Source organism: Phytohabitans sp. LZ39, from assembly GCF_059359075.1.
In genome coordinates this window covers 36,900-49,103 of sequence record NZ_JCADBM010000024.1, presented here as the reverse complement: position 1 = coordinate 49,103, position 12,204 = coordinate 36,900, and the positions used below count along the sequence as shown (strand labels likewise).

11 protein-coding genes are annotated in these 12,204 nt (G+C 69.8%); 8 read left to right on the top strand and 3 right to left on the bottom strand.

Annotated features, from left to right (window positions below; genetic code table 11):
- Nucleotides 1-147 precede the first annotated feature (147 nt).
- The 5 genes from yajC (at nt 148) to AC5L36_RS35595 (ending at nt 6,844) form a co-directional block, all read left to right on the top strand.
- Nucleotides 148-459, top strand: a complete 312-nt coding sequence (gene yajC / locus AC5L36_RS35615; RefSeq protein ID WP_441223312.1) for a preprotein translocase subunit YajC — start codon at nt 148-150, stop codon at nt 457-459.
- Nucleotides 460-560: 101 nt separating this feature from the next.
- Complete coding sequence (gene secD / locus AC5L36_RS35610; protein WP_441223184.1) at nt 561-2,438, top strand: protein translocase subunit SecD; 1,878 nt, start codon at nt 561-563, stop codon at nt 2,436-2,438.
- A 4-nt stretch (nt 2,439-2,442) separates the two neighbouring features.
- Nucleotides 2,443-3,630 carry a protein translocase subunit SecF gene (secF, locus tag AC5L36_RS35605; protein ID WP_441223183.1) on the top strand — a complete coding sequence of 396 codons (1,188 nt, stop codon included), beginning with the start codon at nt 2,443-2,445 and terminating at the stop codon, nt 3,628-3,630.
- A gap of 70 nt (nt 3,631-3,700) precedes the next feature.
- Entirely contained in the window at nt 3,701-4,228 is a 528-nt protein-coding gene (locus tag AC5L36_RS35600) for an adenine phosphoribosyltransferase (protein WP_441223182.1), read from the top strand.
- 159 nt (nt 4,229-4,387) lie between these two features.
- The gene (locus tag AC5L36_RS35595; protein ID WP_441223311.1) at nt 4,388-6,844 is read left to right on the top strand and encodes a RelA/SpoT family protein; all 2,457 of its coding nucleotides are present in this window, start codon (nt 4,388-4,390) and stop codon (nt 6,842-6,844) included.
- A gap of 62 nt (nt 6,845-6,906) precedes the next feature.
- Here the strand turns inward: AC5L36_RS35595 and AC5L36_RS35590 are convergent, their stop codons facing one another.
- Nucleotides 6,907-7,377 (bottom strand): winged helix-turn-helix transcriptional regulator, encoded by a 471-nt coding sequence (locus AC5L36_RS35590; protein WP_441223181.1) that lies wholly within the window; start codon nt 7,375-7,377, stop codon nt 6,907-6,909.
- A 56-nt stretch (nt 7,378-7,433) separates the two neighbouring features.
- Here AC5L36_RS35590 and AC5L36_RS35585 point away from each other — a divergent pair, with 56 nt between their 5' ends.
- A complete protein-coding gene (locus AC5L36_RS35585; protein ID WP_441223180.1) occupies nt 7,434-7,958 on the top strand; it encodes a PaaI family thioesterase in 525 nt (174 codons plus the stop codon).
- A 98-nt stretch (nt 7,959-8,056) separates the two neighbouring features.
- On the opposite strand, the gene hisS is transcribed toward AC5L36_RS35585, so the two are convergent.
- Both hisS and AC5L36_RS35575 read right to left on the bottom strand, forming a co-directional pair.
- Nucleotides 8,057-9,379 carry a histidine--tRNA ligase gene (gene hisS / locus AC5L36_RS35580; RefSeq protein ID WP_441223179.1) on the bottom strand — a complete coding sequence of 441 codons (1,323 nt, stop codon included), beginning with the start codon at nt 9,377-9,379 and terminating at the stop codon, nt 8,057-8,059.
- Entirely contained in the window at nt 9,376-10,059 is a 684-nt protein-coding gene (locus AC5L36_RS35575) for an MBL fold metallo-hydrolase (RefSeq protein ID WP_441223178.1), read from the bottom strand. The genes hisS and AC5L36_RS35575 overlap by 4 nt, the downstream gene beginning before the upstream one ends.
- A gap of 182 nt (nt 10,060-10,241) precedes the next feature.
- On the opposite strand from AC5L36_RS35575, the gene AC5L36_RS35570 reads away from it, so the two are divergent.
- On the top strand, nt 10,242-11,147 hold the full coding sequence (locus AC5L36_RS35570) for a peptidylprolyl isomerase (protein WP_441223177.1): 906 nt from the start codon (nt 10,242-10,244) through the stop codon (nt 11,145-11,147).
- A 39-nt stretch (nt 11,148-11,186) separates the two neighbouring features.
- Nucleotides 11,187-12,008: a peptidylprolyl isomerase gene (locus tag AC5L36_RS35565; RefSeq protein ID WP_441223176.1), complete on the top strand. Its 822-nt coding sequence runs from the start codon at nt 11,187-11,189 to the stop codon at nt 12,006-12,008.
- Nucleotides 12,009-12,204: the final 196 nt, after the last annotated feature.

The following is a 12,204-nucleotide window of genomic DNA, read 5'->3' as shown; positions in this document are numbered from 1 at the left end:
ACAGCGACAGGGATTAGACTTCGCCGCGGTCCGTACAGGACGTGAGATCACGCCTGCGCTCCGGTGCCCCCGCGCCGGGTGTGGGTCAAAATTGGAAGGTCATCTATCGTGCCTTTGGCAGCAAACTCCGGCGGCGCCGGTAGCTTCATGCCGATTCTCATGATCGTCCTGCTGTTCGGCGTCATGTACTTCATGATGATCCGCCCGCAGCAGAAGCGCCGTCGCGAGGCGGAGCAGATGCAGGCGACGCTCGGCCCCGGCGCCGAGGTGGTGACGATCGGCGGCCTCTACGGTCACGTGGTGAGCGTCGACGACGACACCGTCACGCTCGAGGTCGCGCCCGGCGTGCAAAACCGCTACGCCCGCCCCGCCATCGCCCGCGTCGTCAGCGGCGCGACGCCGCAGGAGGCCCCCGCGGCCGAAAAGGTCGTCGACGAGGCCGACGCCAACAAAGACTGATCCGCTGAGCGGGCGGCGTCCCCACACCACCCGTTCGACCCTGCCCAGCCGCCGGCTCGCCGGCCGGCCCACATCTATACCGCACAGGAGACCCGACAGCCGTGGCACCACCTCAGGGACAGATGCGCCCAGGGCGGCAGCTGGCCGTGCTCGGCCTGATCTTCGTCGTCCTCTACCTGCTGGTCTTCCTCGGCGGTAGCGGCAGCATCACGGATCGGCTGGAGCCCAAGCTCGGCCTCGACCTCATCGGCGGCAGCCGGGTGACCTACACGGCCACCACGTCGAACGGCCAGGCGCCCCAGGCAGACCAGCTCGAAGAGGCCCGCCAGATCATCGAGAGCCGGGCAAACGCGTACGGCGTCTCCGAGGCCGAGGTGGTGACCGAGGGCGACCGAAACATCGTGGTCTCGCTGGCCGGCGAGAGCGATGACGCGCTGGCCAACCTCGGCCAGGCGGCGGAGCTGCGGTTCCGCAAGGTCCTCAAGGTCACGGGTGACGCGTCCGCGGCGGCGGTGGCGCCGAGCGCGACCCCGTCCGGCACCGCGACGCCCACGCCCTCGGCCACCGGCGCGACGCCGACGCCGAGCGCGTCGGCGAGCGGCGGCCAGGGTGGCGGCGCACCGGCACCGTCCGGGTCTCCGTCGGCGACGCCGACGCCCACGCCGAGCGCGACCGGCACCGCCGCGACCGAGGAGGACCAGAGCGGCACCCGGACGCCCGAGCAGCTGCTGGCCGACGCCAAGCGCAAGGTCGGCGACGCCGCGTGGGCCGCGGCCAGCGCGCTGGAGGCCCCGCCGGACCTGAGCACCGACCCGACGGCGGCGAAGTCGTTCGAGGCGTTCACCAAGCTCGACGGGCCGGAGGTGTCGGTCCTCGACCCCAAGATGCAGTTCAACGTGCCGACCATCGGCTGCGCCCAGCTCGACAGCCGCCCGCCGGGTTCGATCCAGGACCCGGCCAAGCAGGCGGTCTCGTGCGAGGCGTCGCAGAAGATGTTCCTCGACGTGGCGAAGGTGCTCGGCACCGACGTCTCCGACGCCAGCGGCGTGCTCGACCAGCAGGGCGGCGACTGGGTCGTCTCGCTCGACTTCACCGGCGACGGCCAGAAGAAGTGGACCGCGCTGACCCGCGAGGCGTTCGAAAACACCGGCGGCGGCTGCGACGCGTCCGCGCTCGGCGACCAGGGCAAGTGCCGCGTCGCGGTGGTGCTCGACAACCAGGTGATCTCTTCGCCGGAGATCCAGGGCGTGCTGACCGGCGACTCGCAGATCACCGGCAGCTTCAGCTCCAAGTCGGCCAACGAGCTCGCCGGCAAGCTCCGCTACGGCGCGCTGCCGCTGACCTTCACCCAGCAGGAGGTGCAGAACGTCTCCGCGACGCTCGGCACCGAGCACCTGAAGGCCGGTCTGCTGGCCGCGGGCATCGGCATGCTGCTGGTCATCATCTACTCGTTCTTCTACTACCGCCTGCTCGGCACCGTGATCTTCCTGAGCCTGATCCTGTCCGGCCTGCTGGTCTTCGGCGCGCTGATCGTGCTCGGCCGGCAGATCGGCTACACGCTCAACCTCGCCGGCATCGCGGGCTTCATCGTGTCGCTAGGTGTGGCGGCGGACTCGTTCGTCATCTACTTCGAGCGACTCAAAGACGAGATACGCGAGGGTCGAAGTCCGCGCAGCGCCGTCCCGCGCGCGTGGGCCCGGGCCCGCCGCACGATCATCTCGGCCAACGCGATCACGATCATGGCGGCCGTGGTCCTCTACATCGTGTCCGTCGGCACGGTGAAGGGCTTCGCGTTCGCCCTCGGCCTCGCCACCGTGCTCGACCTGGTGGTCGTGTTCCTCTTCCGTCATCCGATCATGGCGATGTTCGCGCGGACCCGCGCGTTCCTCTCGCCGCGGGTCAGCGGCCTCGGCCGGGTCCTCGAAAAGGAACCCGCCGACCAGCCGGCGAAACCCCGCACGCGCGTGAAGGAGGCGTGACCCCATGAGTGGTCTCGCTACCAGGCTCTACAAGGGCGACGCCGACCTCAACATCGTCGGCAAGCGCAGGATCTGGTTCACCGTCGCCGCGGTGGCCGTGCTGATCGCCGTGATCAGCTTCTTCGCGCGCGGCTTCACGCTGGGTATCGAGTTCTCCGGTGGCAACGAGTTCCAGGTGCCGGCCTCGGTGGGCACGCTTCAGCACGCGGAGAGCACGGTCGAGGAGGCGCTCGCCAGCGTGCCCAACCCCGACGGCGACCCGCTGCGTGTGGCCTCCACCCAGCAGGTCGGCGGCGGCGACGGCACCTACCTGATCCGCACCTCGGAGATGGAGCCGGAGCAGTCCGAGGCGGTCAAGGAGCACCTCGTCCAGGCGTTCGGCATCCCGGCGGGCGAGATCAGCAACAGCCGGGTGAGCGGCGCGTGGGGCGCCCAGGTGACCGAGCGGGCGCTGCTCGGCCTGGTCATCTTCATCGCGGTCGTGATGCTCTACCTGATCGTCCGGTTCGAGTGGCGGATGTCCGTCGCCGCGGTCTCCTCGCTGCTGTTCAACCTTGTGCTCACCGCCGGCATCTACTCGATCGTCGGCTTCGAGATCACCCCGTCGACGATCATCGGTTTCCTCACCATCCTCGGCTTCGCGCTGTACGACGTCGTGGTGGTGTTCGACAAGGTGCAGGAAAATACCCGCGGCATCACGGCGAGCAGCACACAGACGTACGCCGAGGCGGCCAACCTCGCGGTCAACCAGACGCTGATGCGGTCGATCAACACCGGCCTCGTCGCGCTGCTGCCCGTCGGTGGCCTCCTGTTCATCGGGGCCGGCCTCCTTGGCGCGGGTACCCTCCGCGACCTCGGCCTCGTGCTCTTCGTGGGTATGGGCATCGCGGTGTACTCGTCGATCTTCTTCGCGACTCCGGTGCTGACCACGCTCAAGAGCTTCGAGCCGAAGTACCAGGCGCACACCCAGCGCGTGCTGGCCCGCCGCTCGGCGATCGCCCGTGGCGAGGTGGCGCCGAAGACGAGCCGCTCGCCGAAGCAGTCGAAGCCGGCCGAGCAGCACGACGACGCCGAGGTGGCGGCGCTGGCCGGCGCCGCGCCGAAGGTGGGCGCCCGGCCGACCGCCAAGCGCCCGTCCGGCAACCGGGGCGGCCGCTCCGGCAGCCGGCCGCGGGGCGGCAAGCGACACTGAGTTCATCCGCGATCAGGGCGTCCTTCGAGTAGGTCGAGGGGCGCCCTGACCATGAGCGAAGGAGTTTCGCGTGGCTGACCTCGCGGAGATCGTGGCGAGCAACACCGTGGACGTGCCCGACTTTCCCAAGCCGGGCATCCTCTTCAAGGACCTGACCCCGCTGTTCGCGAACGGGCCGGTCTTTCGCGAGGTCGTCGACGGGATCGCGGCGCACTACGGGGCCGGCTCGTTCGACGTGGTGGCCGGCATCGAGGCGCGTGGCTTCCTGATCGCCGCCGGCATCGCGTACGCCACCGGGGTCGGTGTGGTGCCGGTGCGCAAGGCCGGCAAGCTGCCCCGCGCCACCCACCGCGGGTCGTACGAGCTGGAGTACGGCGAGGCCACGCTGGAGGTACACCAGGACGCCTTCCGGCCGGGCGAGCGGGTGCTGGTGGTCGACGACGTGCTGGCCACCGGCGGCACCGCCGCCACCACACTGGAGCTGGTGGAGCGCGCCGGGGGAACAGTCGTCGGGTTCACCGTGTTGCTGGAGTTGTCGTTCCTGCCCGGGCGGGAGAGGCTGGCACCCCGTGAGGTTCATGCCCTCCTGACCGTCTAAAGCGGCTCTGGCCTGGGCCGACGGGTAGGATTGCGTTCCGCGGCCGGCCAGGATCGGTACGGGCGTGGGTAGCGGAGGGTGGTGCTGGCCGGATACGGTCGGTGTCATTCCCCGGCGAGGGTGAGGAGGCCGGTGTCTCAGCAGGACGTCGCCCATTCAGTGGAGGGCAGCGTGCATCCGACTGGCGAGGCGCAGCCCGGTCAGCAAGAGGTGGCGACCGCCGCTAGCAACGCACCCGCCGAGGCCGTCGACAGCGGCGCGGAGGGCGCCGGTGTGGTCGTGCCGTTCCCGGCTGAGTCTGCCAACCATGACGACCACGACGACGAGTCGGCCGAGGCGGCCACCGCGTCCGGTTGGGCCGTCGCGCCGACCGGGCGCCGGGTGCGGGCGCGGCTGGCCCGGTTCAACGCGCCCTGGCAGACCCCGCAGGTCAGCGAGGTGCTCGAGCCGCTGATCGCTACCCACCGCGCGTGCCATCCCAAGGCCGACGCGCGGCTGTTGCAGCGTGCCTTCGACGTCGCCGCCCAGTGGCACTCGGGGCAATACCGCAAGTCCGGCGATCCGTACATCACGCATCCGCTGGCCGTGGCCACCATCCTGGCCAACCTGGGCATGGACACCACCACGCTGGTGGCGGCGCTGCTGCACGACACGATCGAAGACACCGAGTACGGGCTCGACGAGATGCGCACCGAGTTCGGCGGCGAGGTGGCCCTGCTGGTCGACGGCGTGACCAAGCTCGACAAGGTCAAGCTGGGCGACGCGGCCAAGGCCGAGACCATCCGCAAGATGGTCGTCGCGATGGCCAAAGACCCGCGCGTGCTCGTCATCAAGCTCGCCGACCGCCTGCACAACATGCGCACGCTGACCTTCCTCCCGCGCCCCAAGCAGGAGCAGAAGGCCAAGGAGACGCTGGAGATCCTCGCCCCGCTGGCCCATCGCCTGGGCATGAACACCATCAAGTGGGAGCTCGAAGACCTCGCGTTCGGCACGCTGTTTCCCAAGCGGTTCGAGGAGATCAACAGGCTGATCGGCGAGCACCAGCCGCAGCGTGACACGCTGCTGCGCCAGGTGACGCAGAAGGTCCAGATGGATCTCAAGGCCGCCAAGATCAAGGCGGAGACGACCGGCCGCCCCAAGCACCTGTATTCGATCTACCAGAAGATGATCGTGCGGGGCCGCGACTTCAACGACATCTACGACCTGATCGGCGTCCGGATCCTTGTCGACACGGTGCGCGACTGCTACGCGGCGTTGGGTGTCATCCACGCCAACTGGCAGCCGGTGCCGGGCCGGTTCAAGGACTACATCGCGATGCCGAAGTTCAACATGTACCAGTCGCTGCACACCACCGTGATCGGCCCGACCGGCAAGCCAGTGGAGATGCAGATCCGCACGCTGGGCATGCACCGCACGGCGGAGTTCGGCATCGCCGCCCACTGGAAGTACAAAGAGCAGAAGGGCGCCACGATCGTCGGGCCGCCGGCCCACATCGACGAGATGACGTGGCTGCGGCAGCTGCTCGACTGGCAGCGGGAGGCGAGCGACCCGAGCGAGTTCCTCGACGCGCTCCGGTTCGACCTCTCCAGCCAGGAGGTCTACGTCTTCACGCCCAAGGGCGACGTGATCCCGCTGCCGACGGGCTCCACGCCGGTCGACTTCGCGTACGCGGTGCACACCGAGGTCGGACACAAGTGCATCGGCGCGCGGGTCAACGGCAAGCTCGTGCCGCTGGAGTCGACGCTGTCCAACGGCGACGTGATCGAGATCTTCACGTCCAAGTCGGAGACGGCCGGCCCCTCGCAAGACTGGCTCGGCTTCGTCAAGAGCCCCCGCGCCCGCACGAAGATCCGGCAGTACTTCAACAAGGAGCGCCGCGAGGAGGCGATCGAGGCCGGCAAGGAGTCGATCGTCAAGGCGATGCGCCGCCAGGGCCTGCCGCTGACCCGCATGCTCACCACCGAAGCGCTGATGGCGATCGCCCGCGACCTGCACCTGGCCGACGTGGCGTCCCTGTACGCGGCGGTCGGCGAAAACCAGGTCTCCGCCCAGTCGGTGGTCCAGCGGCTCGTCCAGGGCTACGGCGGCGAGGAGGGCGCGGTCGAAGACATCGCCGAGACCGCCGTCGCCACCCGCCCGCCGAGGGCCCGCCAGTCGGTGCAGGACCCGGGCGTGGTCGTCCGCGGCGTGAGCGACGTCTGGATCAAGCTGGCGCGCTGCTGCACGCCGGTGCCGGGCGACGCGGTGTTCGGCTTCGTCACCCGCTCGGGCGGCATCAGCGTCCACCGCGACGACTGCGCCAACGCCGAAGACCTCAAGGCACAGACCGACCGCATCGTCGAGGTGACCTGGAAGCCGACCTCGGCGTCCACGTTCCTGGTGGCGATCCAGGTCGAGGCGTTGGATCGGCACAAGCTGCTGGCCGACGTCACCCGCGTCCTGTCCGACGAGCGCGTCAACATCCTGTCCGCCACGGTCACCACGACCCGCGACCGCGTGGCGGTAAGCCGCTTCTCCTTCGAGATGGCCGACCCGAAGCACCTTGGTCATCTGCTGGCCGCGGTCCGCAAGGTCGACGGCGTCTTCGACGCATACCGCGTCACGTCGGGAGCGTAAGCCGACCGGCTTCGTCATTTGAGCTACCGCGGGCGTCTGGAAATCGCGCTAAAAAGCGCGGGTCAGCGACGGTGGGCGCCCTTGCCCGGGGCGGTGACCACCTCGCGGGGCTTGAGTGCCTCGTGGCCGCCGGCGCAGCGCATCACCGAGTGGACCTCCTCGCCGCAGTCGCGGTGGACGATGGCCACCGGTGGGCCTTCCGGGTCGGCGAGGTAGCGGTTGCCCCACTCGGCGATGGCGACCAGCACCGGATAGAGGTCGAAGCCCTTCTCCGTCAGGCGGTACTCGTGGCGGGGGCGGGCACCCGGCTCGCGGTAGGGCACGCGGCGCAGCACGCCGTTGTCGACGAGCATGGCCAGGCGGTTGGTCAGCACCTGGCGGGGGATGCCGGTGCGGTGGCGCATGTCGTCGAAGCGGCGGATGCCGGCGAAGATGTCGCGGAGCACGACGAACGTCCACTTTTCGCCCAAGATGGTCATCGCGCGGGCGATCGTGCAGTTTTCCACCGACCAGTCGAGTGCCTGAGGTCTCACAACGCCGAGCCTAAGTCTCATTGACAGACCCAGCAAATGAGTGACAGGCTGCGTCCATGACGCAGACTCAGGCAGCGCCCGGCGAGGACACCGGCGTGCGGAGCCGGACGTTCGAGTGGTCCGACCCCGCTGGCAACGCGGCGCTGGTCGGGCGGCGTTCCGGGCTGGATCTGCTGCGGGCGATGGCCGCGGGCGAGCTGCCCGCCCCGCCGGTGATGCACCTGCTCGGGATGTCCCGCTTCGTGCCCGACGAGGGGCGCGTGATCGTCGAGATGGAGCCCCAGGAGTTCCACTACAACCCGCTGGGCTCGGTGCACGGCGGTGTGCTCTCGACGCTGCTGGACACGGCGGCCGGCTGCGCGGTGCACTCGACGCTCCCGGCCGGGGTCGGCTACACCACGCTCGACCTCAACGTGAAGTTTCTCCGGCCGGTGACCATCGCCTCCGGCCTGCTGCGGTGCGAGGGCACGGTGATCTCCCAGGGCCGGCGGACCGCCCTGGCCGAGGCACGGCTCACCGACGGGTCCGGCCGGCTCGTCGCGCACGCCACGTCGTCCTGCCTGCTATTCGAGATCCAGTGAAGCCGCGGGCACGGCGGCGTAGCAGTTAGGGGCCGCCGCGCCGCCGTGCCCGCCCAAACGTTGGCCGGCTCACCCGGTGAAGGCTTGTGGCCGCCGCATTAGCGCACGCTCGGCCGCAGGTCGGCATCCGGTGGGGTCCAGGCCGCGGCGTCGGCTTCGACCTGCTCGCCGGAGCGGATGTCCTTGACCGTGTCGGCCTCGCCCTCGGCGCCCGGAAACCACACGAACGGGATGCCGCGCCGCTCGGCGAAGCGGATCTGCTTGCCGTACTTGGCGGCGCTCGGCGCCACCTCCGTGGCGATGCCGCGCCGGCGCAGCGTGGCGGCGATCCGGTCGCACTCGCCGCGCCGCTCTTCGGTCGGCAGCGCGACAAGCACCGCCGTCGGCACCGCGCGGCTGACCGTGAGCGCGTCCGCCCCGAAGAGGAGGCCGAGCAGGCGGGACACCCCGATCGAGATGCCCACGCCGGGGAAGCGGTCGTTGCCCGCGGTGGCGAGGTTGTCGTATCGGCCGCCGGAGCAGATCGAGCCGAACTTCTCGTACCCGATCATCTGGGTCTCGTAGACGGTGCCGGTGTAGTAGTCGAGGCCGCGGGCGATCCGCAGGTCGGCGACGCAGAGGCCGGGCGCGTGCTCGGCGGCCGCCTCGACCACGCGCAGCAGCTCGTCGAGGCCCTCGTCGAGCTGCGGGTGGGTGACGCCGAGGGCACGGACCCGGTCGGCGAACGACCCGTCCGGCGCGGAGATCTCGGCGAGGCTCAGGCAGGCGGCGGCCTGCTTTTCGTCGGCGCCGGCGGTCTCGATCAGCAGGTCGGCCACCTTGTCCGGGCCGATCCGGTCGAGCCTGTCGATCGCGCGCAGCGCCGCGTCCGGGTCGGTCAGCCCGAGGCCGCGGTAGAAGCCCTCGCACACCTTGCGGTTGTTGACCTGGATGCGGATCTTGGGAATCGGCAGCGAGCCGAGCGCGTCGCCGATCACCAGCGGGATCTCGGCCTCGTAGTGCGGCGGCAGCGTGTCGCGGTCGACGATGTCGATGTCGGCCTGGAGAAACTCGCGGTAGCGCCCCTCCTGCGGCCGCTCGCCCCGCCACACCTTCTGGATCTGGTAACGCCGGAAGGGGAAGGTGAGCTTGCCGGCGTTTTCAAGGATAAATCGGGCGAACGGGACGGTCAGGTCGAAGTGCAGCCCCAGCTCGTCGTCGCGTTCGCCCTCGGCGGCCTGGAGCCGGCGCAGCACGTACACCTCTTTCGAGGTCTCGCCCTTGCGCAGCAGCTGGTCGAGCGGCTCGACGGCACGGGTCTCCAGTGGTGCGAAGCCGTAAAGCTCGAAGGTGCGGCGGATGTGGTCGATGACGTACTGCTCGATCATCCGCTGCGGCGGGAGCCACTCGGGAAAGCCGGAGATCGGCGTCGGCTTGCTCATAAAACTGTTCCAGCCTCGGCGACTTGTAGAAGGTACGGGTTGGTGGCGCGCTCGCGCCCGATCGTCGTCGCCGGTCCGTGGCCGGGCAGCACGACGGTCTCGTCGGCGAGCGGCAGGATCTTGTCGCGCAGGCTCGCGACCATGGCGTCCATGCTGCCGCCGGGCAGGTCGACGCGGCCGACCGAGCCGGCGAATAGCACGTCGCCGGAGAGGCAGACCTCGACCGAGTCGGGCCCGGGCACCCGGATGAGCACGGAGCCGCGCGTGTGGCCCGGCGCGTGGTCGATCGTGAACTCCAGCCCCGCGAGGCTCACCACCGCGCCGTCGGTGAGCTCCGCGACGTCGTCGGGCTCGCTCCACTCCAGGCCGCCCAGCAGCGTGCGCGGGTCGATCGAGTTGATCGCCTTGCTCGGGTCCTTGAGCAGCTCACGGTCGTCGGGATGGATGTACGCCGTCACACCCCGCGCGCCGCACACCGGCGTCACCGAGAACGTGTGGTCGAGGTGGCCGTGGGTCAGCAGCACGGCCGCCGGATGCAGCCGGTGCTCCTCGATCAACGCGTTGAGCCGGTCGATCACCCCGATGCCGGGATCGACGACGACACACTGCTCGCCCGGCCCGGTCGCCACCACGTAACAGTTGGTGCCGAACACGTCAGCCGGGAACCCCTTCACCAACATGCGCACAAGCCTATCGGTGTTGATGTCGGCCGATTGAGAACGGGCGACCTCACGCAACACTTTCCCAGGTGATACCCGTACACTCTGGCGGGCGTTGTGTGGCGTGCGCTACACAGTTTCGGGTGTCGCGCACCGTGCGCTGCGGTTTCGTGGCGTCGGCGGATTGAGGAAGGGGAGCGCGGGTGGCTTCCAGCAGGACTCGGCAGCGCAAGCTGGCCCGGGCCAAGTACGACCGGCAGATGGCGCGCAAGGCGGCGCAGACCCGCCGCAAGCGGCGCGTCCAGGCCGGCGTCGGCGCGGCCGTCGCACTCGCGCTGATCGTGGTCGGCACCGTGTGGGTGCTGGGCGGCTTCGACTCCGACCCGAAGGACGAGGCCGCGGCCGACATCTGCGCCTGGACCGCCGCGGACGCCGCCAACAACCCCAACCTCAAAGACGTCGGCAAGCCGGCCACCAAAGACCTGCCGACCACCGGCACGCGGCCGATGACCATCACCACCGACCAGGGTGCCCCGATCACGGTCTCGCTCGACGTGGCCAGCGCGCCGTGCGCGAGCGCGAGCCTCGCCCACCTGGCGTCCAACGGCTTCTACGACAACACCAAGTGCACCGAGATCACCGCGGACGGCGCGCTGCGCTGCGGCGACCCGGGCGGCACCGGCACGGGCGGCCCCACGTATACGTTCTACAACGAAAACGTGCCCTCGGCCCCCTCCCCGTCGCCGAGCCCCGCCGCCGGCCAGCCGGCGCTATACCCGAAGGGCACCGTGGCGTTGGTCGGCAACCCGCCGGGCAGCAATGGCAGCCAGTTCCTGATCTTCTTCAAGGACTTCAGCCCGACCGACGCCCCGGCGTACCCGATCGTCGGGCGCGTGACCAGCGGCCTCGACGTGGTGGAGAAGATCGGCAAGATCAAGACGGTCGACAACGGCTCGGGCGCCAACGTCAAGCCGGATAAGGACATCACGATCCAGAGCCTCACGGTCGGCGAGATGGACCCGGTGTCACCCGAGCCGTCCACCCCGACCACCGGCGCACCGTCCGCCACCCAGTCGCCGACCCCCGCGGCGACGCCCAGCCAGTCCTGAGAAGCTTAGGTAGGAGCACCACACCCCAGGAGGAAGAGCGTGACGTCCACAAGGGAGCGGCAGCGCGCCGCGGCGCGGGCCCGGCTCGAAAGGGAGATGGCCGAGCGCGCCGCGACGGCCAGAAAGCGCCGCCAGTGGCAGGTGAGCATCGGCGCGGGGGTCGCGGTGCTCGTGCTCGCCGTCGGCGTGGTGCTGCTCGTCAACATCGCCGGCGACGACGACTCCACCGGCACCGCCGCCGACGCCTCGGCCGGCCCGGCGAGCTGCGTGTGGAATGAGGTGCCCAAGGCGGAGCGCACCAAGACCACCAAGGACGTGGGCCTCCCGCCGACCACCACACCGCCCAACACCGGCAACAAGACGATGACCGTCGACACCAACTTCGGCAAGGTCAACATCAACATGGACCTGTCGAAGTCCCCCTGCGCGGCCGAGAGCTTCTCGTTCCTGGCCAGCAAGAAGTTCTTCGACGGCACCAAGTGCCACCGCATGTTCCCCGGCATGCTCCAGTGCGGCGACCCGAGCGCCAAGGGCAAGGGCTACCGCGAGTCCGACGGCACCGGCGGCCCCTCGTACCGCTACGCCAACGAGTACCTGCCGGCCAACGAGCGCCCGGCCTATCCGGCGGGCGTGGTCGCGCTGGCCAACAGCGGCCCCGACTCCAACGGCAGCCAGTTCTTCTTCATCTACCAGGACGTCGAGCTCCAGCCCGACTACACCATCATCGGCAAGGTCGACGAGGCCGGCCTCGAGGTCATCAAGAAGGCCACCGCGAAGGGCCACGACGGCGCCTTCGACCCCCAGCCGGGTGGCGGCCACCCCAAGAACGACATCGACATCAAGACGCTGACCGTCGCCTGACGCCAGCTCGGCATAGCGTGGCGGGTGCCGACCGGCACCCGCCACGACCTTTTGAAGATCTCCAATTCTTGGGCTACCGCGATGTCCGTCGTGGTCTATGCCGTTGCTCCCGCGGCCTCACCCGTCCGCCGTTGGTCACGGTCCGGGTGCCTGTGGCGCGGGCCTCGCCGGCCACCGTCTGTGACGCGGCGTCAGC